Below are 20991 nucleotides of genomic sequence, written 5' to 3' on the forward strand. Positions count from 1 at the left end.
CGTCATTTGTAGATGAACCCCACTGACCCCTGATAGGGCGCCGCCTGAACCTGGTCCTTGCGGCCATAGACCTTGTTGACGCGGTTCATGAAATACATGGCGGCATCGTTTTCCGGGTTGAAGTTGTCATCCGGCCGGGCGATCTGGTTGCGGGCCACGGGCCGAACCAGATAAGGCGTTGCGATGATGACCAGCTCCGTTTCGTTGCGCAGGAAGTCCTTGCTGCGGAAAAGCGTGCCGAAAATCGGGATCTTTGACATGCCCGGAAGCCCGGACATGGCCTGACGGATATTGTCCTGAACGAGCCCTGCGATCACGATCGAGCCACCAGAAGGAAGCTCGACCGTTGTGGATGTTTCCCGCTTGCGGACAGACATGTAGGTTGAACCCGGAATGCCCCGACCGTAATTTCCGGTTACGACATTGCCTTCATAGGTCGGCTCGGACACATTCGTCTCGATCTTGAGACTTATCCTGCCGGGTGAAAGCACCACTGGCCTGAAGTTCAACGTGATACCGTAGTCGACTGTTTCCGTGTCGCGTTTGACGGTCGCGACGCCTGTTTCCTTGTCGAGCGAAACATCCTGTTCGGCAGCAATTCGAAAATCTCCGCCGACATAAAATTTAGCCTGCTCGCCGGAGATCGCCGTCAGGCTCGGTTCCGCCAATGTCCGCATCACCCCTGCCTGTTCCATGGCATTGAGGTAGGAGGCAAATCTCAGTGAGCCGGAGCCTATAGCTCCGCTGGCTATGCGCGTCGCGCCGTCGATTGCGTTTCCGAGATTGGAAGGATTTGAGAACTCGAAACCGTTGTTGCTTGTCGAACTGCTGATGGAACCGTTGAAGCCCAGCTGCTTCAGCACCTGCCTGCTGACTTCGGCGACGGTCACCTTCAGTGTCACCTGATCCTCGCCCTCGATCGTCAGCATGTTGACGATCTGCGATGCTTGGCGGTTTTCGGCAAAAATCGCGGCGTCACCCCCGTTGTCGCCGCCCGTCAGCGAGATATTGCGGGTGGTGGCTTCACCACCTTTCAAAAAGGCTTCGGCAAGCTGCACTGCGCGCGCGGAATCCTGCGGCGTGCGCACAGATCCGGTGAGAACGATGTTGTCGGAGACGATCTCGACTTTGATGTCGGATTCAGGAATGAAGCGACGAATATTGGCTTCAAGACCAACGATATCCCGCTCTACTTCCAGATCGAGGCTGACGATTTCACGCCCACCATCGCCGAAAATAAAGATATTTGTCTGTCCTACCGTTTTTCCGAAGAGATAGATCCGTCTGGACGTGCGCGTTACCGCATCGGCAAGGCTGGGATCGGCGACAAGAATGTCGTGCGCGTCCTCGGGCAGGTCGATGACCAGCGCCTTGTTGAGACCAAGCTTCAGGCGCTTGCGAATGCCTGATCCGCTCTCAGTAATGCGCACAATGCTCGCGCTTTGCGCCTCGGCTTCGCCGATACCCAAAAATTCGGATGAACGCTGGCCGGGAATGCCGGAAAAAGCCACGCAGAACGCAAGCCCGCCGAGCATCGACGAACGCAGGTGTTGTTTGAAACGCCTTGCCATGAACCCCTTGATCATTGTGATGCTCCTTGACCGCCCTTGACGATCGAGCCGGATTTGATCACCTGAATTTCGGGCTGCCCGGCGCCGCCATTGAGAAGATAATCAGCCGAAAGCGTGTCGTTTTCCTGCGCGTCGGCAACCGAGCGCAGAGCCAGCGTGAGACGATCCGCCATCTGTTGCGCCACGGTCATAATCTTGGCTTGGTCCGGCGTCAGTTCCAGTGTCGCGGTTGCGCCAACCACTGCCGACGTACCGTCTTCGCCTTCCTTGATCTGCTGGTCGATGGCCAGAACACGAACGTTATTCAAAACATTCTCGGTCAAAAAGTTACCGTTGTCGCCTTTGCGGACCATGATCACGTCAACACGGTCATTCGGCAGCACGAAACCGCCTGCCCCGGTTGAAACCGAAATCTCTGTCGAAACAGCGCGTTTGCCGGCGGGTAAAAGCGAGGACATGATGCGAGCGCTGGAATCGACGACTTTTTCCGGTCGGATCGGCTCGCCCTCGAATAACGGGAGCCGTACGACGGCACCGGAAAGTTCGATGATTGCGTTCGGGCTTTTCGTTTCCGTTATGAAACTATCGACGACGTTGCCCTGTGGCCAGGGAGTCCAGCGCACTGAACTATCATTCAGGCGACTGCCGACCGGCAGGTTGACCGAGGAAACGAGAACGTTAACCGTCGGTTCTTTCTGGATGATCGTTTCTGCTTTTTCGATAACCTGCTTTGTGCCGGAAATTTTCATGGCGACAAGACCGGCAAGACCGGCGGCTACCAAAGCAACGGATAGAATGACGATACGCGACGGTTTCATGCTCGATCCTTGAAGGAATCAGATTCTTCTCCCCTCAGGATGACGCGCTATTGGTATAATTATGGTTAATATTATGCGTGGATTTGTGGTTAACAGGCCTTTAATTTCGGCAATTACAGTATTCGCTCAGGAAAGACTGGCGATGGCAGCTTCTACGATCGGTGCGTTGCCATAGGTCAAAAAACCGGCGATGGCGATGCCGATCCCGTAGGGAATTTTTTTTGCTGCGAGCAAGGAATCGGGGAGGGGAATGCCGCTGGCCATGATTTCCTGCGAGCGCGACCGCAAGAGCAGAATGCCGAGAGTCAACAGGCCGCCAACGAAGGTCACCGAAAGTAAAAATTCTATGAGGGACAGGTTGAAGCCATACCATACTGCTGCGGCAGTCAATAGCTTGGCATCTCCTCCACCCATAACATTGGCTGCAAAGAGTGCGAAGCAGGCAAAAAACACGGCGGCGGCAGCTGCAAGGCTCATTGCAAAAGTCTGCCAGTCCATACCGGAAAAAGGCGCGATCAAAATGAATGACAGCAGCAAAATGAGCGATATCCGGTTGGGTATCGTCATGCTCAAGAGGTCTGTGAATGCCGCGAAGGCAAGGCAGAGCGGAAGCGTCAGAAAAATGGCGGCTATAACCACGAGGGAGACTCCCTTTTTACTCGGCCAATTCCAGGCGGATTGAAGACGAATCCGGGTATTCAGTATAATACGAAAATGCCGCTCACGGTTGAGCGGCATTCCCAATTCAGCGGTCGAAAACTATTAGAACGTCGTGTTTCGGGCCGTCTGCATCGTCGTACCGATGCCGTCAAAGAGTGCGTCGAGCTGCGTACCGACCATGCTTGCACCGCCTACGATTGCCACTGAAAGCAGAGCAGCGATCAGGCCGTATTCGATTGCAGTAGCACCGGATTCATCCTTGAGGAAACGAGCGAAAATCTTGGTCATAGGGTCTCTCCTAACTTGTGTTGGTTCAGCACGCCGACAACTGTTCTCCGTTGTTCGGTTGCGTTCAAACTACAGCCGAGCGATTTCCAAGCGCTTAAAAAAAACGATTAACTCAAAGTAAACGGCAGGATGAGTTTCTTTTGGTAAATAAAACAAAAAAGTATTGCCTGCATTTTTACATTTGCCGATAAACAAATATATTCAACTGCTGGCAGTTTGTCTTTTCCGACCAAGTTTCCTTGGGAAGAGGTGCAGATGTTCAGTTTTGAGGCGGGGCGGAGAGACGCGGCAATATCAATACATTACGCATGGTTACCATCCGCCTCGCGGATTTCTGCCATTTAACGCTTCATTCACTAAAACCGCGCATTCTGCGGAGCAATAAGTGCGGGTAGTGAGCAAGGACCAAACGCGTGTCATCCGGAAAACTGGCGAAAATTGTGGTCGGCTTGTCCGTCTTTCTATCAGGTTCGCTGCAGCCGGCTTTTGCTGAGGATGACATATTGCGTGTTTCGATGAATCACGCCCGTGTCCTTCGTCTCGACCGCGCCGTCAGCAAGGTTATTGTCGGCAACTCCAAGGTCGCCGATGCCACGGTTGCCGATGCCACCACGATTGTTCTGACGGGTCGCAGTTTCGGCACGACCAATCTCGTGCTTCTGGATGCCGACGGCAATCCAATCGTGGATGAACGCATTCTCGTCTCTATCGATGAGGGTAATACGGTGCGAGTTTTCCGCCAGACGGAGCGGACCGTTCTGTCCTGCACGCCGAACTGCGAGCAGCATTCGCAAAATAGTGGCGACAAAGACGCTCAGCCGTAACGAAGCAAGTCACATCAGAGTTCTGCGCTGTAGATAGAGGTCTTCCGAAGAGGACGAAGGCCGCTTGTCCCTGAGTGCCTGCAGCTTTTCTGGGAGTAGCTAAAAGCGAAAAAAAGCAACACGCTTCCTGGCGTTTGCCGGTCAGCTATATGTTGCTGTTTTTTCGGCTAAGTTCTTGATCTGGTTAAGATCAAAAATGGAATGGTGCCCAGAAGAGGACTCGAACCTCCACACCCTTGCGAGTACCAGCACCTGAAGCTGGCGCGTCTACCAATTCCGCCATCTGGGCGACGGAGAGCGATGTACGAGGGCAGCCGCCCGGTGTCAACAGACTTTTTGAACTTTTATGACGATCATTGATTTTAAAGGGAAAAAACTTGGTTATGGCTGTTGAAACATGTCGCCGGGTCAGGTGTCGAGCCCTTCATGCTTCGTTCTGTCCACATGACCGAGGTCACGCTCCGGGTCGATGATGTCACGGATTCTCTGTTTGAGTTCTTTTGGGCCGGGAAAACCACCATCGCGTTTGCGTTCCCATATGATCGTGCCGTCCACGGAGATCTCGAACAGACCGCCGGTCGAGGGGATGAGGCTGACTTCGCCGATATCGGAAGCGAAGGTCTGCAGGATTTCCTGCGCCATCCAGCCGGCCCGAAGCAGCCAGTTGCACTGCGTGCAATAGCGGATGGTTATGCGGGGTTTGGTCTTGGTCATCCTCAGGTCTCTTTCATCGCCCGGCGACAATAATGTTCACGATAATGTCAACTATAATACTCATGTTTTTACCGGGCGCATGCTTGTTCTTATCATGCGGCTTTGCGAACAGAGAAGCTGTCGAAGGCTGAAACGTGGAGATCCTATGGCCCAGTTCGAGAATAATCGTCAGCGTCTTTTCGTTCCGGCGGTCGCACCGCTTTATAATGCGACGCATGATCTGGTAGAGACCATTCTGCGCGTCACGGCCGGGCTTCTTCTCGTCACCCATGGGTTCGGAAAGATCGTCAATCCTTTTGGTGCTGTCGGCATGGTGGAAAGCCTTGGCTTTTACCCCGGCGTCTTCTGGTCACCGCTGCTTGCCGCCACGGAATTTTTCGGCGGAATTCTGGTCGCCATCGGCCTGTTCACGCGGCCGGCATCCTTCGCGGCCATGATCGTCCTTCTGGTAACGGTTTATTTTCACGGCATCGTAAAGGCGGAAGGTCTGGGCGGCGCGGAAAAGTCGATTCTTTGGGCCGCGATTTTCCTGTTCTTCGCCGTTCGCGGCGGCAACCGGCATTCGGCAGACGCCAAGCTGGCGCGTGAATTCTAGGGCGTATCAGGTCGGCTTATCCGCTATTGTCACACTGATGCTGTAGCGGCTCTTGAAAATCGATTTTTCTCGTGGTGAAGCTGGATTCGATCGGCATTTCTGGCCGATTGGATCCTTTGTCGTCGCCACGAGGTTTTATGCGCGTTGCAATCATAGAAAACATGGCGGGTACGCCGCATGGGCAGCTCGGCGTCGCGCTGAAAGAAGCGGCGGCGGAAGTCCATGTCATCCGCGCCTATGCGGGTGAGCCTCTCCCCAAGGATACGGCCGACCATGATGCGCTTGTCGTTCTGGGCGGCGAACAGAACGCGCTCGACGATGCGCTTTATCCCTATCTCCCCGATCTTGCCCTTCTCATGAAAGCCTTTGGCGATGCGGACAAGGCAGTCATGGGCGTCTGCCTTGGCAGCCAGTTGCTGGCGCGCGCCTATGGGGGAGAGAATATTCTCTCCGGTCCACCGGAGTTCGGCTGGGAAGAGGTGTCGCTGACGGAAGAAGGCGGGTCCGATCCGCTATTGGCTGGGCTCGAAAAGACATTCCCCATTTTTCAGTGGCATTGCGATACATTTACGCTTCCGCCGGACGCCACGCGACTTGCGACCAATGGCGCGACGCGAAACCAGGCCTTTCGCATCGGCCGGGCGGTTTATGGCACACAATTCCATTTCGAAGCCTCCGCTGCCGTGGTTGACGGCTGGTGTCAGACGTTCCCCACTTCCGTCGAAAGAATGTCGCCGGGATGGCTGGAGAATTATCGCGACCATCGCAGCTTGCGCGCAGAAATGGCCGATGCAGCCGGGCTGGAAATTGCCCGAGCCTGGGTACGCCTCATCCAGAGCGGCGATTTTCCGTTGCGAAAGTGATCGAGGCCGAACAAAGTTGCAGCGGACGGACTATCGTGCGCAAGGAGGCGCAGAGATCATGTACAAATTCGAAATCTATCAGGACAAGGCCGGCGAATATCGTTTCCGCTTTAAGGCTTCCAACGGCGAAACGATGTTCTCCTCGGAAGGATACCAGGCGAAGGCATCGGCTATTCACGCGATCGAATCGATAAAGAGAAATTCTCCCGGTGCGGACACTGTCGATCTGACCGCCATGACGGCCTGAGCCGCGCCGCCGCGCGCGAACTCGAAGCGTTTCGCCTGCCAGAAATGACGGGCGCATCGGCAGGTGCCGACGTAAAGATAAGATTCAGTCTTTTTTGATAATCTTCCGTTAGCATTTGTATTTCGAGGTCTCCGGGCGGCATCAGAGTGCCCCCGATTTGTTTTGCGTACGGGTTCTCATGCGTTCATCGGCTGTGCCAGCACTTCTCTTCGGTTGCCTCCTGCTTGGAGGCTGCACGTCCAGTTCCGGGCCGGAAAGCCTGATGGCCGGCTTGCCTTCGAAGGAAACGACGAGTTCGGTCACGCCATCCGCGCCGGTGCCGCAGGCAGGCGTCGGCACCCAGGCCATCGCCGCCCAGCCGCGGCAGCAAGTTCTGGCATGGGGCGGGCCGGTGCCTGACGAACCCAAGGCCTTTTCCGCCGTCACCCCCAAAGCGTCCTTAACGCAGGATGCGCCTGAAATCCGTTTGCCGGTTCCGCCACAGGCGGCCGGAATGGTGCGGCCGGCGGAGCGCCCCACGATGAACCAGATGGAGCGTCCGGTGCAATTGGCCATGGCGGCGGCCCCGGCGGCAAGCGCCGGTGCTCAGATCCGTTCGCGCATTTTCCGCTCCAGCTTCAGTGATGCCAAGCCCATCAATTTCGGCAGGGTTCAGCCCCGTCATTTCCAGGTCCACGGGGTGGATGTATCCCGCTGGCAGGCCAATATAAACTGGCCGCAGCTGCGCACGCGCGGCGCGAATTTCGCCTTCATCAAGGCGACGGATGGTGGTGATCATCTTGATCCGATGTTCCGCACCAATTGGCAGCGCGCAAAGGAAGCGGGCATTCGCCGCGGTGCCTACCATTTCTTCTACTGGTGCCGCAACGCCAGCGAACAGGCGGACTGGTTCATTCGTAATGTACCGCGTGATCCGGACGCGCTGCCGCCCGTCATCGACGTGGAATATAACGGCGAATCGAGCTGCAAGATGCGCCATTCCCGCGAACGCGTGCTGGAAAAGATGCGGGTCTTCATGGACAAGCTTGAGCGCCATTACGGCCAGCGGCCGATCATTTATACGGCGCCCGATTTTTACAAGGATAACCTCCAGGGCGAATTCCAGGATTATCCCTTCTGGCTGCGCGCCGTCGCCCAGCATCCGTCGGTGGTTTATCCCGGTCGCAAGTGGCTGTTCTGGCAATATTCCGGTTCCGGCCTGTCGCATGGCGTCGATGGCCGTATCGATCTCAATGTCTTCAATGGCAGCGAAGACGCATGGCATCGCTGGGTGGATCGCCGCTCGAGCTGATGGTCAGCGCGCGAATTTTCGCGCGCCCGCAACACACAGCACCACAACCAGCGTCACGCCGATCATGGCCGGGCTCACCTCTTCGTGCAGCAGGGTGGCGGCAAGCGCGAGCCCGAAGAAGGGCTGAAGCAATTGCAGCTGCCCCACGGCGGCGATGCCGCCAAGGGCCAGCCCGCGATACCAGAAGATGAAGCCAATCAGCATGCTGAACAGGGAAACATAGGCAAGGCCAGCCCAGGCCTGCGGGTCTATGCCGGCAAGCGTTTCCGGCCCGCTGAAAAAGGCAAGCGGCAGCATCACCGGCAGGGAAAGAACCAGCGCCCAGGAAATGACCTGCCAGCCGCCCAGCTTGCGGGAAAGGGCAGCGCCCTCCGCATAGCCGAGCCCGCAGACGATGATTGCGCCAAGCATCAGAAGATCGCCGGCAAGCGAGGCTTCGATCCCGGCGGCAAACGAATTCGAGAGCGAAAAACCCGCAACAAGCGCACTGCCGAGACAGGAAAAGAGCCAGAAGACCGGGCGTGGGCGTTCTCCGCCGCGCAGCACCGCAAAGATCGCGGTTGCGAGTGGCAGCAGCCCCACGAAAACGATGGAATGCGCCGAGGTGATGTGCCGCAGGGCAAGCGCGGTCAATAGCGGGAAACCCACCACGACACCAAGCGAGACGATGAAAAGCGATGTCAGGTCATTGCGCGCCGGGCGTCTTTGCCTGAACAGAAACAGCAGCGCCAGCGCCAGCAGGCCGGCAATGCTGGCGCGGGCGACGGTGAGGAACACGGGATCGAAACCCGTTACCGCGATGCGCGTCGCTGGCAGCGAACCGCTGAATATTACCACGCCTGTCAGGCCGCTCAGCCAGCCGCTCGTCGTCTTGTCCATCGTCAACTCCTGCTTTCTGCCTTTCATGATCCCGAATGGCTGGCGGGAACAGCGACAATCATATACAATTTCAACAAACTGTTATGGTTTCATGAGCGGTACGGTTGGAGAGAATCATGGATGGACAGGTCGCTGTTGGCACGCGCATAGAAAAGGTGATGGCAAGCGTTCGGCAACGCATCGCCTCGCGCAGCCTCGTGCCGGGCGCGCGTCTTCCATCGGTGCGGGCTCTGGCGAAGACCATGCAGGTGTCCACCTCCACCATCGTCGAGGCCTACGACCGGCTTGTGGCGGAGGGTACGATAAGCTCGCGCCCCGGCTCCGGTTTTTTCGTTTCAGGTCCGCTTGCACCCCTCTCGCTCGCCGATATCGAGCCGCAGCTCGACAGGGCGGTGGATCCCTTGTGGGTTTCGCGGCAGGCGCTGGATGAAAGTTCCGTTCTCGCCAAACCCGGTTGCGGCTGGCTTCCCGTATCGTGGATGCCGCAAGAGGCATTGAGGCGGGCCATGCGCGGGCTTGCCCGGGCCGACGCCGCCCTGCTGACCGATTATGGCAGCCCGATGGGACTGTTGCCGCTGCGCCAGCTTCTGTCGCGCCGGCTGGCCGAACACGGGGTGCAGGCGGGCGCCAGCCAGATCATGCTCACCGACTCCGGCACGCAGGCGATCGATCTTCTGTGCCGTTTCCTGCTGCAGCCGGGGGACACGGTTGTTGTCGATGACCCCTGTTATTTCAATTTCCACGCCCTCCTGCGGGCGCATCGGGTGAAGATCGTCGGCGTACCCTATACGCCAACCGGGCCGGATTTAGCGCTTTTCGAGCAGGCGCTGAAAGATCATCAGCCCCGGCTTTATATCACCAATTCCGCAATCCATAATCCGACAGGTGCAAGGCTTTCCGCCGTTTCCGCCCATCGGCTGTTGATGCTGGCTGAACAGGCGGGGCTAACCATCATCGAGGATGATATTTTTGCCGATTTCGAAACCCAGGCTGCGCCCCGGCTGGCCGCCTTCGATGGTCTGAACCGTGTCGTCCAGATAGGCAGTTTTTCAAAAACACTGTCGGCCTCCATACGGTGCGGTTTCATTGCAGCACCTGTCGCGTGGGTGGAAGCCCTGACCGATCTCAAGATCGCCACCGCTTTTGGCGGAACGCATTTTTCGGCGGCGCTGATCCTCTCGCTTTTGACCGATGGCAGTTACCGCAAGCATGTCGAGGCACTCAGGCAGCGTCTTGCGGCGGTAATGCCGGAGGCGGCGTCACGTCTGAAGTCGATTGGATGTGTGCCGTGGATCGAGCCGCAGGCGGGTATGTTTTTGTGGTGCCGCCTGCCGGATGGGAGCGATGCCGCCGATGTTGCGCGCCGGGCGCTTTCGCGGCAGGTGGTGCTAGCCCCCGGCAATGTGTTCAGCTCGTCGCAAAGTGCCTCCGGTTTCATGCGTTTCAATGTGTCGCAAATGGCAGATCCGCAGGTCATGACGGTGCTGGCGGAGGCACTTCAGCAAGGGCCCGAACCTCGTCGGTTGTAGGCGTTCTGGAAGGAATCGGAACAAAATCCCGTGAACGTCGTTTTCTTCGCAGAATGAAGAGGAGGAAATACCATGACATTCGATCCCAACAACCCGCGTCCGGACCGCGATCTTCGTCCGGAAGTGAATATCAGCAATGAACCGCGTGCCCGCACGTCGTCGTCCTGGGTGCCGTGGTTGGCTATCATCGTTGTCGTTCTGGTAGGCGTTTTCGCCTGGTCGCAGATGAGCGGCCCGACCACCGATCCGGCAACGACATCCTCCACCACGCCGCCTGCAGCAACGGATCAGGCACCGGCGCCGATGGCTCCGACTACTCCGGCAACACCGCCTGCTAACAATACCGCACCGGCAAGCCCGACTACCGGCGGCACGCAGACCCAGCCGTAATAGGCTTACTGATAGGATAAAACCGCCTGCCTCCGCGCGGGCGGTTTTTCCTTGCAAGAGTGAACGTCACCCGCCGTTAGAGCCTTTCCATCGCGGAAGGGTCGTTGGAAAGACGGGACCAGCGGCTAATGGACTCCTGTGCCAGCTGAGAGAGGGCAATGCTTCCGAAGCGCGACAGCAGAATGTTTTCCGCCTCTTTCATGGCGTCAAAAAGCGCCGTGTTGACGGCCTGTTCGATGACGCAGTTCGGATTGTCGCCTGCCAGCCCGATCGAGAACAGTTCCGGTGCGCCAAGCGCCCGGTAAATATCGAGCAGCGTGATTTCGCTGAGCGGCCGCGCCAGCACCCACCCGCCGCCATGGCCTTTTTCCGACGACACATAACCATGCTCGCGCAAGCCGGCCATGGTTCTGCGCACCACCACCGGATTGGTCTGAAGCATCGCCGCAATGCTCTCGGAGGTCGCGGCGCCCTCATGTTTTTCCATATGGATCAGAATATGCAGCACCCGTGAAAGGCGCGTGTCGTGTCTCATTGCTCAAATCCGTCTGTTTGCATCGACGCTACCAGCTTCGAGATGACGTAACAATATAAGTTGCGTGACCATTGACTCCCAAAATCATGTAACAATATAAGTATCGTGAAATGAACGGGCACTTCCGCCTCCTCCTGAAACGATGGGTGCATCATGAAATTCGACGTCATCATTATCGGCGGCAGCTATGCCGGTCTCTCAGCCGCCCTGCAGCTTGGACGCGCCAGAAAAAACATTCTGGTGGTGGATGCCGGTGAACGGAGAAACCGTTTCGCCAACCATTCCCACGGTTTTCTCGGCCAGGACGGCAAGGCGCCAGGCGAGATTATCGCCGAGGCGCGCCGCCAGATCGAACGTTACCCGACCATAAAATGGGCCGAAGGCAGGGTGACCGATGCCGAAGGCTCCTTTGGTGATTTCGCAATCGAGATCGATGGCGACCGCCGTGAGACTGCGGATCGGCTGATCCTCGCCATTGGTGTCACCGATGAATTGCCTGGTATCGCCGGGCTGAAGGAGCGCTGGGGCTCTTCTGTCTTCCATTGCCCCTATTGCCATGGTTACGAGCTCAATCAGGAAAAGATTGGCGTTATCGCCGCTTCACCTTTGGCCATTCACCACGCATTGATGCTTCCGGACTGGGGTGAGACGACCTTTTTCACCAACGGCGTATTCGAGCCGGACGAGGACCAGTATTCGATGCTGACAGCGCGCGGCGTCCGGATGGAAACAACCGGCATCAGGGAAATTGCGGGGCATGCGGATGTCGTCCTGACAGATGGACGCAGCATTGCCTGGGCCGGCCTTTTCCCCCAGCCGATATTGCGGATCACCGCCGATTGGATCGAAAAACTCGGCTGTGCGGTGGAGGAGGGGCCGATGGGATCAACCATCGTCACAGACCCGATGAAACAGACTACCACACGCGGCATCTTCGCCTGCGGCGATGTGGCGAGACCCGCCGGCTCGGTCGCCCTTGCGGTGGGCGACGGCGCGATGGCGGGCGCTGCGGCTCACCGGTCGATCCTCTTTCCGGAAATGCTCTAGGGTGAGACGAGGTTCAGCCAGCGGCCCGGAGGCATGCCGAAGGCATTTTTGAAATGCCGGGTGAAATGCGCCTGATCCGCAAAACCGCAGGCAAAGGCCGTTTCGGCAAGACCCGTACCTGCGCGCATCATGTCCTTGCATTTCTGCAGCCGCCGCATGATGAGATAACGGTGCGGGCTCGTGCCGAACAGGCAACGAAAGTGCCGGAAAAGCGTGAAGCGGTCGAGCCCGCTTATCCGTTCCAGTTCTTCAGAACCGACGGTGTCGGCGCTATTCTCCAGCAGATAGTCCCGGCATCGCAAAACGGCGATGCGGTCAATCCGCTTGATGGTTCTGGTGCTTCCGTTTGAATGTTTCCAGAGCAGATCCGCCAGTCTCGATTGCCAGTCGGTGAGAAGTAGATTGTCCGGTTCGCCTTCGAGATTACCGAGTGCCTCGATGAGGCATTGCCGGAATTCTTCGTCCTCGATGATGGCATTTCGGGCAAAGGGCAGCGCGTTATATCCCGCCTCCGTCGTTTTTTCCGGTGGGAGGTAGAGCATTCGATAGTGCAGGCCCTCGTCAGTGCCCGCGCCGCCATCGTGAACCTCGTCGGGATGCAGGACGATGACATTTCCCGGCATGCTGAAATGCGATGTGCCACGATAGGAAAAGGTCTGGACGCCGGAAAGCGTGACGCCAATCGCATAAGTATCATGGCGATGCGGGGCATAGGCATTGCCGTGAAAACGCGCGTCTATGCGTTCGATGCCCTCGCTGGAGGGCGCCTGCACGATCCCTTCGAATTTGCACGAACGTTCAAGATCGCCGACGCCCCGAGGCGTTAGGGTCGCTTCTCTTTCGTAACCACAGCCAGATTGAGTTCGCATGTTTGATACCAAGATCGCCGTCATCCTTCGCGATGACCTTGCCGTGTGGCAAAAACTGAACGTTACCGCATTCCTCATGTCCGGGATCGTCGCCCAGACCAAGGAGATCATTGGAGAACCATACCGCGACGGGGCAGGCAACGTCTATAATCCCCTGTCCATCCAGCCTGTCGTCGTCATGGCCACGGATCAGGAGGCGCTGCGCAAAATCCACCAGCGATCCCTCGAGCGTGACGTCACGACATCGCTTTATATCGAGGAAATGTTCGCTACCGGGCACGACGTCGCCAATCGCCAGGTATTTTCGGAGTTTTCTCCTGACAACGCCAAGGTGGTCGGCATGGCGCTGAGGGCCGACAAGAAGATCGTCGACAAGATCACCAAGGGCGCGAAGCTGCACGGGTGATCGGACCCTAAAACGCAAAAGGGAGGCTGTGGGCCTCCCTTCAAGAACGATGGCAAGTGATTGCCGCTTATTCGTCGTTCATCTTCAGAGCGGCGATGAAGGCTTCCTGCGGAATTTCCACCTTGCCGAACTGGCGCATGCGCTTCTTGCCTTCCTTCTGCTTGTCCAGAAGCTTGCGTTTGCGCGTTGCGTCGCCGCCGTAGCACTTCGCCGTCACGTCCTTGCGCAGCGCGCGCACGGTTTCGCGGGCAATGACCTTGCCGCCGATGGCGGCCTGGATCGGAATCTGGAACATGTGCGGCGGAATGAGTTCCTTCAGCTTTTCGCACATGCCGCGTCCGCGCCGGTCGGCCGCCGAGCGGTGTACCAGCATGGACAGCGCATCCACCGGATCGCCGTTGACGAGGATCGACATCTTCACGAGGTCGCCTTCGCGGTAGTCGATGATGTTGTAATCGAACGAGGCGTAACCCTTGGAGATGGACTTCAGCCGGTCGTAGAAATCGAACACCACTTCGTTGAGCGGGAGTTCATAGGTGATCATCGCGCGGTTGCCGACATAGGTCAGCTCCGTCTGCAGGCCGCGCCGGTCCTGACAGAGTTTCAGGATGCCGCCGAGATATTCATCGGGCGTCAGGATCGTCGCCTTGATCCAAGGCTCGCGGATTTCCTTGATCTTCACAACGTCGGGCATGTCGGCCGGGTTGTGAAGTTCCTTTTCCGTGCCATCGGTCAGCGTCATTTCATAGACGACCGACGGGGCAGTGGCGACGAGATCGAGATTGAACTCGCGCTCGAGGCGTTCCTGAATGATTTCGAGATGCAGCAGGCCGAGGAAGCCGCAGCGGAAACCGAAGCCGAGGGCGGCGGACGATTCCATTTCGAAGGAGAAGGAGGCGTCGTTGAGACGAAGTTTGCCGACTGCTGCGCGCAGGTCTTCGAAGTCGGCCGCATCGACCGGGAAGAGACCGCAGAACACCACGGGCTGTGCTGGCTTGAAGCCGGGCAGGGCCTGCGCCGTCGGGCGCTTGTCGTCGGTGATGGTATCGCCGACGCGCGTATCGGCGACTTCCTTGATCGAGGCGGTGATGAAGCCGATCTCGCCGGGGCCGAGGCTGTCGACATTGACCATCTTCGGGGTCAGCACACCGACGCGCTCGATGCCGTATTTCGCGCCCGAACCCATCATGCGGATCTGCTGACCCTTGCTCAGCACGCCGTCGATGACGCGCACGAGAACCATGACGCCGAGATAGGTGTCGTACCAGCTATCAACCAGCAGCGCCTTCAGCGGCCCGTTTTCACCGACTTCGCTTTTCGGCGGCGGTAGGCGATTGACGATGGCTTCCAGAACATCGGGAATGCCAAGCCCGGTCTTCGCCGAAATCATCACGGCGTCGGACGCATCGATGCCGATCACCTCCTCGATCTGCTCCTTGATGCGGTCGGGTTCGGCCGCCGGCAGGTCGATCTTGTTGAGCACGGTGACCAACTCGTGATTATTGTCGATCGCCTGATAGACGTTCGCCAGCGTCTGGGCTTCGACGCCCTGCGATGCGTCGACCACCAGCAGCGAACCTTCACAGGCCGAAAGCGAGCGGGACACTTCGTAGGCGAAGTCGACGTGGCCGGGCGTGTCAATGAGGTTCAGCACATAGGTCTCACCGTTATTCGCCTTGTAGTGCAGGCGCACGGTCTGAGCCTTGATGGTGATGCCACGCTCGCGCTCGATATCCATCGAATCGAGAACCTGTTCCGACATGTCGCGTTCGGCAAGGCCGCCCGTCGACTGGATCAACCGGTCGGCCAGCGTCGATTTGCCGTGATCGATGTGGGCAACGATCGAGAAGTTGCGGATATGGTCCAGGGGCGTGCGGGTCGAATTTGTGCTCATGTCCCGCGCTATAGCAGGGGCTTCTCATGCCGCAAAGCGGGAATTTGGTTAAAAGCCTTTTAAAATGGGCTTTTTAGATCGCAAATTGCTCTGGCCAGTCGCGGCGGGTGGCAACCTGCCCTTCGGTGCGGAGCCTTGCAACGGCGGCAAGATCGATATCGGCGATGAGAAGGCTGCTTTGCGTCACCGCATCACTCTCGCTTTCCGCGATGATGCCGGATGCCGGCATGCCGTAATCCGAAGGCACATAAAGTGCGGCGCGGCCGCGATTTTCATCAACCGCAGGAGACCAAGGGGCCTCGCCCGCGGTGGGAGAGGAGAGGATGGCATATTGGTTTTCCAATGCCCGAGCCTGCGCACCAATCCGCACTCGATAAGCACCTGCCAGCGTGTCGGTGCAGCTGGGGGCGAGAACGAGTTCGACGCCAAGCTCCGCCAGCCTGCGGCCCAGCATCGGGAACTCGTTGTCGTAACAGATGAGAATGCCGAGCTTGCCGATCGGCGTCTCGAAGGCTTTCAGTCCCTCGACGCCCGCATGAATGTTCCACTGCTCCCGCTCGAAGCGGGTCATGATCTGCTTGTCCTGATAACCGATCAGCCCATCCGGGCCGAACAGCCATGCGCGGTTGCGGAACTTGTCGTCCGGGTCCTTCACTGGCGCGCTGCCCGGCTGGAAGAGGATTTGATGTTGCCGCGCCAGTTCCTCGCAAAGCTCCACCCAGGAAGGGATCAACGGCTGTATCTCTTCGATGGAACGATGCAGATCGGAACGCTCGTCGGGTGGCAATTGCCCGGTCAGCGCCATAGCCGAATATTCCGGCAACAGCAGCAGTTCGGCGCCTTTTTCCTTAGCCTCGCGGACGATGGCGGAAAGATGCGCGGCATAAGCCTCCCATGTCTCGATCAGTTCGATGGCATATTGGCTGGCGGCGAGGCGTGTCATTTGTCTCCATCTCCTGCACCGATGGTTTTCATCCAGAAGGACAGGGGTTTCGGGCTCTCGGCGCTCTCGTCGAGGTCCTGCCATGTGAAGCTGGTGCGCAGTTCAGGGTGATGGCGGTAACCGCGCTTTTCCCAGAAGGCATTGAGCGGCACGTAATCCGCCGGCCGGCGGGGATGGTCGGCAGGCCGCTCGACCGCGCAGAAGGTGCATCGGTTAAAGCCGAGCCTCTTTGCATGCGCCTCCCGCTCCTCGAAGAAGCGCACTCCAATGCCGTGACCGCGATAGCCGGGCAGCAGCACGCTTTCACCGAAATAAAATATCCGGTCCGGATCGTAGCCCGCTTCGGCAAACGGTGCTTTCACCTCATCGGTCTCTGCCGCCATCGGCATGCCGGTGGACATGCCGACCACTCTGGCGTCATCGAGCGCCAGCACGAAGACCGCGCCGTCCGTATCGGCATAGGTCGCGAGATATTTGCGCTCATAATCCAGCGAACCGTCATAGAGATAGGGAAAAGCGCGAAACACCTCGATCCGCAGGCGCGCGAGATCATCGAAATAGGGTGTGGCGTCAATGCCGGAAAGAGACTTGATTTCGACGGTCATGGGCATTTCACTTTCGGTTGCACTGGTTATACCGTCATGGAAAACCCGCGCAAGCATTGAACGGAGAAGACGATGACCGCTGCCGAGACCATCCGCGCCTATTACGAAGCCTTCAACCGTCAGGACATGGATGCCTTTCTGGCGCTTCTGCATGACGAGGTGGTGCACGACATCAATCAGGGCGAGCGCCAGACCGGCAAGGCCGCCTTCGCCTCCTTTATGGACCATATGAACCGCTGCTATAAGGAAAACCTCACCGATATGGTCATCATGGCGAGCGATGACGGCAAGCGTGTTTCCGCCGAATTCATCGTCAATGGTGAATATCTCAAGACCGATGAGGGATTGCCCGAGGCGAGTAGCCAGAAATACGTACTGCCGGCCGGCGCCTTCTTCGACCTGAAGGATGGAAAAGTTAGCCGAGTAACGAACTACTATAATCTGAACGACTGGATTGCCCAGGTCGGCGCTTAAGGCGTGATTTCTCGCCCGCAATCGGCGGGCAAGAGATAATCCTTGTTTCCATTATCATGGATATTGACTCCATCATACGAGAATGCAATTCTCGTATGATGGAAAACGAAGATCATATTCTTGAGCGCTCGATCGGTGAGCGGATCAAAACATTGCGGGCTGAAAACGGCCTAACGCTGGACAGGCTTGCGTCTGAATCCGGCGTCAGCCGCGCCATGATTTCCCGTATCGAGCGCGGGGAGGCGAGCCCAACCGCGTCGCTGCTTGCCCGCATCTGCGCAGCCCTTGGTCTGTCGCTCTCAGGCTTTTTCGCCGAAAACGAAGAGGCTGTTTCCCCGCTGGTGAGAAAGCGTGACCAGCAGGTCTGGAAAGATCCCGAGACAGGCTATGTCCGCCGCGCCATTTCCCCGCCGCGTGTGGGTTCCGATGTCGATATCGTCGAGGTGGAATTTCCGGCTGGTGCGCGCGTCGGTTTCCCGCCGCATGCGGCAAGCCGTGGGATGACGCAATATGTCTGGCTTTTCGAAGGTGTGCTGGAAATGACAAGCGGCGGAGACGTTCACCGGCTGGAGCCCGGCGATTGCCTTTTCATGCCGGTGGGAGAAGGGCACGTCTTCCACAATCCTTCCGAAAAACCTGCCCGTTACGCCGTCGTGCTGGATCAAAGACAGCGCTGATTTCCCCACAGGAGTTTTTATGGCCACTATCCGCGTGTTGAACCGGGAAGAGACGATCGATGCCCTGCCTGAACTCTGCGAAGTCCTCGCCGCCTGCGTGAACGGCGGCGCGTCCGTCGGCTTCATGTTGCCCTTTTCCCCACAGGATGCTGAACCCTTCTGGCGATCCGTGGCGGAAACGACAGGCGAGGGTGCGACCATTCATGTGGCGGCGGAGGTGGATGGCAAGGTGGTGGGCACCGTGCAGGTCGGTCTTGCCTCGAAGCCCAATCAGCCGCATCGCGGTGATCTGATGAAGCTTCTCGTGCACCCATCCGCACGCGGCCTCGGACTTGCCCGTATGCTCATGCAAAAGGTGGAGGAGGAGGCGGTAAAACGTGGCCGTACCCTTCTGGTTCTGGATACGGCCACGGGTAGCGATGCCGAGGCGATTTATCCTCGCCTCGGCTGGGAACGGATCGGCGTTATTCCCGATTACGCGCTGTTTCCGGATGGTCGCTTTTGCGGCACCACCCTGTTCTACAAGCGGATCGGCTAGTTTTTTCAGACTTGCCGTCTCACTGGCCCGGCTTCAGCATACGGTTGAAGGCGGTAACAATCATCGCCTCCAATTGTGCGTGAATATCGGCGCGGTCCCGTGGTCCGGCCGGCTCGCAGATCGGGTCGCGCTCGCCGATGGATTTGAGGAACGCATCGGCATCCGGCTTGCACAGCGGCAGGAAGCTGAAATGATTGGCGTCATCCACCTGCTGGTAGGTCGCGCCGGGTACTTCGTCCGCGGGTTTATCCGCAAGCACAGCCGCGGGAATTTTGCCCTTGCTGCCGAGATTGATGAAGGTCAGCGGAATATCGATCTCTTTCAGGCTGTCCGGTTTGAAGGCCAGCGCCAGGCCCGGATCGATCAGTACGGCGGAACGGATGCGGGGATCACGTTTCTGCTGCTCGAAACGGGCCTTGTCGAGGGTTCTGAGGTCAAGCTTCGGCACGTTGACCGGCTCATTATCGAGATAACCCCGGCCGCCAGCAAACCATTGGCAATCCATCATCGTGGCATGGTCTTCGCAATAGCGCGCATAGGCATCGAGATCGGCGCGCGCACCCGCAATCTCCATCGCCGCGCTGCCGCCCAGCGAAAAGCCGAGAACGCCGATCCTCTTCGTGTCGATCGCATTCGACCATTTGCCCTCTGCCGCCAGGGCCGTAACGATCGTGGAGAGATCGTCCGTTCGCTCCCAGATTTTCGGCGTATCGGCGGGCGTGGAATCGCCGCTGGTGGTGCCGGGATGGTTGGTTCCGGCGACAATGAAACCTTCGCTCGCAAGCTTTGCGGCGATCCATGCCATACCGGACACTCTTGAACCCGAGCCGTGGGACAGAAGTACAAGCGGCAGGCGACCCGGTTTCACCGCGCCATCCTTGAACACGGGCGTGCCTTGAAAAATCCGGTCCTCGCCGGAAAGCGTCTGTGTGCCCTTTCCGTCGGATGGATACCAGACAGTGACGGCAAGGTCCTTGCCGCGTGCCGGCGAATGGATGGTGGTTTCGCTGGCGCCAACCACCTCGCCCGCAAAAACAGGCTGGGTGACGAGAGCGGAAAACAGTATGGTCGTGATGGTGCTGATAGGGCGCATGAAAACCTCGTGCGGTTGGGAAGAACGGGGTTCAATCTGCGCCGCCACATATTTTTCGCGTCCTTGATCACGTTAAAGGTCGTCCCGAAACGCGATCTGGTCCATGAACTGGCAATATAAGTCGTTGTGTTCCGGGGATATCATTCGTGCTGTTCATTCCGCTGCCTTTCGTCGTGGCGCTTCTGCTGGTCGTCATGTTCATTGTTTTCCTTCGAGGTGGAGACGATGTGCGGACCAACCGGGCCTTTCTGGCGCTGATCGTGCTTTGTGCCGTGCAATCCGTCCTTGTCGGCCTGCGCTGGGGGTATGGCGTCATCGAAACGCGTTATGTTCTGCCGATCCTCGCAGCCTGCCTGCCGCCGCTCGTCTACATTGCCTTTCGCGGACTGATGGGAGTGGCGGCGGAAAGCAGGAGAGCGATGCTCGCCAATCTCGTCCTGTCGCCTTTGCTCATTGTCATCATGGAATTCACCTTGCCGATGGCGATCGATCTTGCACTGATCGTCATCTTCGTCGGCCACGCCGTCGCCCTGCTTCTTCTTGGCAGAAAAGGGCCGGATGGGCTGGATGAGGCGCAATTCGCCAGCGTCGCCTCCGCGCACCGGGCGCTGATTATCGCCGCATTAGCCCTGTGCGTTTCCGCCCTGTTCGATCTTCTGGTGTTTTTCGATTTCGAATGGGCGCACGGGCAAAATGTTGCAGCGCTCGTCAGCAATGCCAATCTTTTCGGACTGTTGTTGATTGGCCTCATGGCTGCGTTGGCCGGTGAAAGCAAAGCACCACAAACGGCCATGGATCCGGTCGCGGAATTGCCGCCGCCGCCGGAGCCATCCGAGCAGGACCGGGACATCATTGCAAGGGTCGATCGGCTGATGGCGGCGCAGGCGCTTTACCGTGATGAGAACCTCAACCTGTCGCGGCTTGCAAGACGCCTCGGGCTGCCGAGCCGGCAGATATCAGGCGCGATCAATCGCTCGCTCGGCGTCAATGTCTCGCAATATGTCAACCAGTTGCGCATCCGCGAAGCCTGCCGGCTGCTTGAGGAAACGGAGCAATCGGTAACCGCGATCATGTTGTCCTCGGGCTTTCAGACCAAATCCAACTTCAACCGCGAATTTCGCCGCGTCACCGGCATGAGCCCTGTCGACTGGCGGGAGCGTGAAGTGTGGAAACTGGTCTCACCAAACAAAACGGCCACCCGGCAGATGCCGGATGACCGTTTGAAGATCGTCGGGAAATGA

Annotated in this window: 25 protein-coding genes and 1 tRNA gene; 13 read left to right on the top strand and 13 right to left on the bottom strand. The window is 58.1% G+C overall.

The window, feature by feature from the left end:
* Window positions 1-2: 2 nt before the first annotated feature.
* The 4 genes from ASB65_RS00770 to ASB65_RS00785 form a co-directional block, all read right to left on the bottom strand.
* Window positions 3-1586, bottom strand: a complete 1584-nt coding sequence (locus tag ASB65_RS00770) for a type II and III secretion system protein family protein (protein WP_060722777.1) — start codon at window positions 1584-1586, stop codon at window positions 3-5.
* Window positions 1583-2389 carry a Flp pilus assembly protein CpaB gene (gene cpaB, locus ASB65_RS00775; RefSeq protein WP_003507404.1) on the bottom strand — a complete coding sequence of 269 codons (807 nt, stop codon included), beginning with the start codon at window positions 2387-2389 and terminating at the stop codon, window positions 1583-1585. The genes ASB65_RS00770 and cpaB overlap by 4 nt, the downstream gene beginning before the upstream one ends.
* A 126-nt stretch (window positions 2390-2515) precedes the next feature.
* Complete coding sequence (locus ASB65_RS00780; RefSeq protein ID WP_003507405.1) at window positions 2516-3028, bottom strand: A24 family peptidase; 513 nt, start codon at window positions 3026-3028, stop codon at window positions 2516-2518.
* 123 nt (window positions 3029-3151) lie between these two features.
* Window positions 3152-3337, bottom strand: coding sequence for a Flp family type IVb pilin (locus ASB65_RS00785; protein WP_003507406.1), 186 nt, complete (start codon window positions 3335-3337; stop codon window positions 3152-3154).
* A 413-nt stretch (window positions 3338-3750) separates the two neighbouring features.
* Between ASB65_RS00785 and ASB65_RS00790 the strand changes: the two genes are divergently transcribed.
* Window positions 3751-4161, top strand: a complete 411-nt coding sequence (locus ASB65_RS00790) for a pilus assembly protein N-terminal domain-containing protein (protein WP_020812471.1) — start codon at window positions 3751-3753, stop codon at window positions 4159-4161.
* Between the two features lie 202 nt (window positions 4162-4363).
* On the opposite strand, the gene ASB65_RS00795 is transcribed toward ASB65_RS00790, so the two are convergent.
* Window positions 4364-4450: transfer RNA gene (locus ASB65_RS00795), tRNA-Leu, on the bottom strand.
* Window positions 4451-4569: 119 nt separating this feature from the next.
* Window positions 4570-4875, bottom strand: a complete 306-nt coding sequence (locus ASB65_RS00800; RefSeq protein WP_003507408.1) for a SelT/SelW/SelH family protein — start codon at window positions 4873-4875, stop codon at window positions 4570-4572.
* A 145-nt stretch (window positions 4876-5020) separates the two neighbouring features.
* Here ASB65_RS00800 and ASB65_RS00805 point away from each other — a divergent pair, with 145 nt between their 5' ends.
* From ASB65_RS00805 to ASB65_RS00820, 4 genes are all read left to right on the top strand, one after another.
* Window positions 5021-5470 (top strand): DoxX family protein, encoded by a 450-nt coding sequence (locus tag ASB65_RS00805; RefSeq protein WP_003524478.1) that lies wholly within the window; start codon window positions 5021-5023, stop codon window positions 5468-5470.
* Window positions 5471-5607: 137 nt separating this feature from the next.
* Window positions 5608-6333 (top strand): type 1 glutamine amidotransferase, encoded by a 726-nt coding sequence (locus ASB65_RS00810; RefSeq protein WP_060723019.1) that lies wholly within the window; start codon window positions 5608-5610, stop codon window positions 6331-6333.
* 58 nt (window positions 6334-6391) lie between these two features.
* Window positions 6392-6580, top strand: a complete 189-nt coding sequence (locus ASB65_RS00815) for a YegP family protein (RefSeq protein WP_003507411.1) — start codon at window positions 6392-6394, stop codon at window positions 6578-6580.
* A 178-nt stretch (window positions 6581-6758) separates the two neighbouring features.
* Complete coding sequence (locus tag ASB65_RS00820; protein WP_020812473.1) at window positions 6759-7871, top strand: GH25 family lysozyme; 1113 nt, start codon at window positions 6759-6761, stop codon at window positions 7869-7871.
* Window positions 7872-7874: 3 nt separating this feature from the next.
* On the opposite strand, the gene ASB65_RS00825 is transcribed toward ASB65_RS00820, so the two are convergent.
* Window positions 7875-8750 (bottom strand): DMT family transporter, encoded by an 876-nt coding sequence (locus ASB65_RS00825; RefSeq protein ID WP_060722778.1) that lies wholly within the window; start codon window positions 8748-8750, stop codon window positions 7875-7877.
* Window positions 8751-8866: 116 nt separating this feature from the next.
* Between ASB65_RS00825 and ASB65_RS00830 the strand changes: the two genes are divergently transcribed.
* Together ASB65_RS00830 and ASB65_RS00835 are read left to right on the top strand one after the other, a co-directional pair.
* Window positions 8867-10279 (top strand): PLP-dependent aminotransferase family protein, encoded by a 1413-nt coding sequence (locus ASB65_RS00830; RefSeq protein ID WP_060722779.1) that lies wholly within the window; start codon window positions 8867-8869, stop codon window positions 10277-10279.
* A gap of 72 nt (window positions 10280-10351) precedes the next feature.
* Entirely contained in the window at window positions 10352-10669 is a 318-nt protein-coding gene (locus ASB65_RS00835; RefSeq protein ID WP_003507415.1) for a hypothetical protein, read from the top strand.
* Window positions 10670-10745: 76 nt separating this feature from the next.
* Here the strand turns inward: ASB65_RS00835 and ASB65_RS00840 are convergent, their stop codons facing one another.
* Window positions 10746-11204, bottom strand: coding sequence for an Rrf2 family transcriptional regulator (locus ASB65_RS00840; protein ID WP_003507420.1), 459 nt, complete (start codon window positions 11202-11204; stop codon window positions 10746-10748).
* Between the two features lie 153 nt (window positions 11205-11357).
* Between ASB65_RS00840 and ASB65_RS00845 the strand changes: the two genes are divergently transcribed.
* Window positions 11358-12251 (top strand): NAD(P)/FAD-dependent oxidoreductase, encoded by an 894-nt coding sequence (locus tag ASB65_RS00845; RefSeq protein ID WP_060722780.1) that lies wholly within the window; start codon window positions 11358-11360, stop codon window positions 12249-12251.
* On the opposite strand, the gene ASB65_RS00850 is transcribed toward ASB65_RS00845, so the two are convergent.
* A complete protein-coding gene (locus ASB65_RS00850) occupies window positions 12248-13024 on the bottom strand; it encodes an AraC family transcriptional regulator (protein ID WP_060722781.1) in 777 nt (258 codons plus the stop codon). The genes ASB65_RS00845 and ASB65_RS00850 overlap by 4 nt on opposite strands.
* 94 nt (window positions 13025-13118) lie before the next feature.
* Here ASB65_RS00850 and ASB65_RS00855 point away from each other — a divergent pair, with 94 nt between their 5' ends.
* Window positions 13119-13526: a DUF2000 family protein gene (locus tag ASB65_RS00855; protein WP_003507428.1), complete on the top strand. Its 408-nt coding sequence runs from the start codon at window positions 13119-13121 to the stop codon at window positions 13524-13526.
* A gap of 67 nt (window positions 13527-13593) precedes the next feature.
* On the opposite strand, the gene lepA is transcribed toward ASB65_RS00855, so the two are convergent.
* The 3 genes from lepA to ASB65_RS00870 form a co-directional block, all read right to left on the bottom strand.
* Window positions 13594-15432 (bottom strand): translation elongation factor 4, encoded by a 1839-nt coding sequence (gene lepA / locus ASB65_RS00860; RefSeq protein WP_035213098.1) that lies wholly within the window; start codon window positions 15430-15432, stop codon window positions 13594-13596.
* Between the two features lie 61 nt (window positions 15433-15493).
* Entirely contained in the window at window positions 15494-16363 is an 870-nt protein-coding gene (locus tag ASB65_RS00865) for a carbon-nitrogen hydrolase family protein (protein WP_060722782.1), read from the bottom strand.
* Complete coding sequence (locus ASB65_RS00870; protein ID WP_060722783.1) at window positions 16360-16968, bottom strand: GNAT family N-acetyltransferase; 609 nt, start codon at window positions 16966-16968, stop codon at window positions 16360-16362. Before ASB65_RS00870 ends, ASB65_RS00865 begins: the two co-directional genes overlap by 4 nt.
* A 72-nt stretch (window positions 16969-17040) precedes the next feature.
* Here ASB65_RS00870 and ASB65_RS00875 point away from each other — a divergent pair, with 72 nt between their 5' ends.
* The 3 genes from ASB65_RS00875 to ASB65_RS00885 all read left to right on the top strand — a co-directional run bounded on the left by ASB65_RS00875 (window position 17041) and on the right by ASB65_RS00885 (window position 18657).
* Window positions 17041-17442 (top strand): ketosteroid isomerase-related protein, encoded by a 402-nt coding sequence (locus ASB65_RS00875; RefSeq protein ID WP_060722784.1) that lies wholly within the window; start codon window positions 17041-17043, stop codon window positions 17440-17442.
* A gap of 95 nt (window positions 17443-17537) precedes the next feature.
* Window positions 17538-18119 carry a helix-turn-helix domain-containing protein gene (locus ASB65_RS00880; protein ID WP_003507440.1) on the top strand — a complete coding sequence of 194 codons (582 nt, stop codon included), beginning with the start codon at window positions 17538-17540 and terminating at the stop codon, window positions 18117-18119.
* A gap of 19 nt (window positions 18120-18138) precedes the next feature.
* Entirely contained in the window at window positions 18139-18657 is a 519-nt protein-coding gene (locus ASB65_RS00885) for a GNAT family N-acetyltransferase (RefSeq protein ID WP_060722785.1), read from the top strand.
* Between the two features lie 19 nt (window positions 18658-18676).
* Here ASB65_RS00885 and ASB65_RS00890 read toward each other — a convergent pair whose 3' ends face one another.
* Window positions 18677-19750 (bottom strand): alpha/beta hydrolase family protein, encoded by a 1074-nt coding sequence (locus ASB65_RS00890; RefSeq protein WP_060723020.1) that lies wholly within the window; start codon window positions 19748-19750, stop codon window positions 18677-18679.
* Between the two features lie 146 nt (window positions 19751-19896).
* Between ASB65_RS00890 and ASB65_RS00895 the strand changes: the two genes are divergently transcribed.
* Window positions 19897-20991, top strand: a complete 1095-nt coding sequence (locus ASB65_RS00895; RefSeq protein WP_060722786.1) for a helix-turn-helix domain-containing protein — start codon at window positions 19897-19899, stop codon at window positions 20989-20991.

Source organism: Agrobacterium tumefaciens str. B6 (genome assembly GCF_001541315.1).
Classification (GTDB): Bacteria; Pseudomonadota; Alphaproteobacteria; order Rhizobiales; family Rhizobiaceae; genus Agrobacterium; species Agrobacterium radiobacter.

Bases quoted from the DNA above. Each gene is read 5' to 3' on its own strand.
- ASB65_RS00835 (WP_003507415.1), top strand. From the start codon at position 10,352: ATGACATTCGATCCCAACAACCCGCGTCCGGACCGCGATCTTCGTCCG.
- ASB65_RS00805 (WP_003524478.1), top strand. From the start codon at position 5,021: ATGGCCCAGTTCGAGAATAATCGTCAGCGTCTTTTCGTTCCGGCGGTC.
- ASB65_RS00840 (WP_003507420.1), bottom strand. From the start codon at position 11,204: ATGAGACACGACACGCGCCTTTCACGGGTGCTGCATATTCTGATCCAT.
- ASB65_RS00800 (WP_003507408.1), bottom strand. From the start codon at position 4,875: ATGACCAAGACCAAACCCCGCATAACCATCCGCTATTGCACGCAGTGC.
- ASB65_RS00870 (WP_060722783.1), bottom strand. From the start codon at position 16,968: ATGACCGTCGAAATCAAGTCTCTTTCCGGCATTGACGCCACACCCTAT.
- ASB65_RS00770 (WP_060722777.1), bottom strand. From the start codon at position 1,586: ATGATCAAGGGGTTCATGGCAAGGCGTTTCAAACAACACCTGCGTTCG.
- ASB65_RS00820 (WP_020812473.1), top strand. From the start codon at position 6,759: ATGCGTTCATCGGCTGTGCCAGCACTTCTCTTCGGTTGCCTCCTGCTT.
- ASB65_RS00855 (WP_003507428.1), top strand. From the start codon at position 13,119: ATGTTTGATACCAAGATCGCCGTCATCCTTCGCGATGACCTTGCCGTG.
- ASB65_RS00845 (WP_060722780.1), top strand. From the start codon at position 11,358: ATGAAATTCGACGTCATCATTATCGGCGGCAGCTATGCCGGTCTCTCA.
- ASB65_RS00815 (WP_003507411.1), top strand. From the start codon at position 6,392: ATGTACAAATTCGAAATCTATCAGGACAAGGCCGGCGAATATCGTTTC.
- cpaB (WP_003507404.1), bottom strand. From the start codon at position 2,389: ATGAAACCGTCGCGTATCGTCATTCTATCCGTTGCTTTGGTAGCCGCC.
- ASB65_RS00825 (WP_060722778.1), bottom strand. From the start codon at position 8,750: ATGGACAAGACGACGAGCGGCTGGCTGAGCGGCCTGACAGGCGTGGTA.
- ASB65_RS00810 (WP_060723019.1), top strand. From the start codon at position 5,608: ATGCGCGTTGCAATCATAGAAAACATGGCGGGTACGCCGCATGGGCAG.
- ASB65_RS00785 (WP_003507406.1), bottom strand. From the start codon at position 3,337: ATGACCAAGATTTTCGCTCGTTTCCTCAAGGATGAATCCGGTGCTACT.
- ASB65_RS00875 (WP_060722784.1), top strand. From the start codon at position 17,041: ATGACCGCTGCCGAGACCATCCGCGCCTATTACGAAGCCTTCAACCGT.
- ASB65_RS00880 (WP_003507440.1), top strand. From the start codon at position 17,538: ATGATGGAAAACGAAGATCATATTCTTGAGCGCTCGATCGGTGAGCGG.
- ASB65_RS00885 (WP_060722785.1), top strand. From the start codon at position 18,139: ATGGCCACTATCCGCGTGTTGAACCGGGAAGAGACGATCGATGCCCTG.
- ASB65_RS00865 (WP_060722782.1), bottom strand. From the start codon at position 16,363: ATGACACGCCTCGCCGCCAGCCAATATGCCATCGAACTGATCGAGACA.
- ASB65_RS00830 (WP_060722779.1), top strand. From the start codon at position 8,867: ATGGATGGACAGGTCGCTGTTGGCACGCGCATAGAAAAGGTGATGGCA.
- ASB65_RS00890 (WP_060723020.1), bottom strand. From the start codon at position 19,750: ATGCGCCCTATCAGCACCATCACGACCATACTGTTTTCCGCTCTCGTC.